Raw genomic sequence first — 865 nt, 5'->3', positions numbered from 1 at the left:
GCTTAACGCCACGAGAGTGTTCTTTGACAAGAAGGATTCATTTAAGTAGTTAAAGGAGATTTTTTCAGTAGTTAAAGAAGTTAAAGTAGTTATCGCTCACTTCGTTCGCTAGGAGTTAAAGTCATTACCCTTGTTAGATGTGTAGTGGTTGATATCCATTAACGCAATAATTAACAAAGCATTTGACTTTAACTTCTAGCGAACGAAGTGAGCGATAACTACTTTAACTCCTTTAACTACTGAAATGAACTCCTTTAACTCCTAGCGAACGAAGTGAGCGATAACTACTTTTAACTTCTTTAACTACTCAATTAACACCTTTCTTCCTATTTATCACTACATTTGCAACAGTATGGCTGACGAACAGTTTTATATAGACAAGCTTGTGCATCGCGGCATAAAGCCCACCGCCACGAGGCTGCTCATCCTGAAGGAGATGTTCAGGGGCGACGAGACGGTGTCGCTGCCGCAGCTCGAAAGGCTGCTGCCGACGGTTGACAAGAGCACTATCTCGCGCACGTTGTCGGTATTCCTGATGAACAAGCTGATACATGCCGTCGACGACGGGAGCGGCTCGCTGAAGTACAACGTGTGCTCGGACGAGTGCGACTGCGGCGTTGACGACGAGCATACGCACTTCTACTGCGAGCACTGCCACCGCACTTTCTGCCTTAAACGCATACATGTGCCCGTGGTTGAGCTGCCCGACGGCTTCCTAATGAACAGCATAAACTACGTCATTAAGGGCCTTTGCCCCGAATGCGCGGAGAAAGAAGAGGGGAAGAGAAGGGGAAAAATATAAAGAATATCCATATTTTAAGGAGTTAAGGAGTTAGGGAGTAAAGGAGTTAAGACAAATGTCTTG

1 protein-coding gene is annotated in these 865 nt (G+C 45.4%); it reads left to right on the top strand.

The features are described from left to right. Positions 1-352 precede the first annotated feature (352 nt). Positions 353-802: a Fur family transcriptional regulator gene (locus H6A34_RS14480; protein WP_205106089.1), complete on the top strand. Its 450-nt coding sequence runs from the start codon at positions 353-355 to the stop codon at positions 800-802. The last annotated feature ends 63 nt before the right edge of the window (positions 803-865 follow it).

The organism is Marseilla massiliensis (genome assembly GCF_016899855.1).
Classification (GTDB): Bacteria; Bacteroidota; Bacteroidia; order Bacteroidales; family Bacteroidaceae; genus Prevotella.
This window is presented reverse-complemented; position numbering and strand designations above follow the sequence as displayed.

Coding starts and splice junctions, on each gene's coding strand:
- H6A34_RS14480 (WP_205106089.1), top strand. CDS start 353: ATGGCTGACGAACAGTTTTATATAGACAAGCTTGTGCATCGCGGCATA.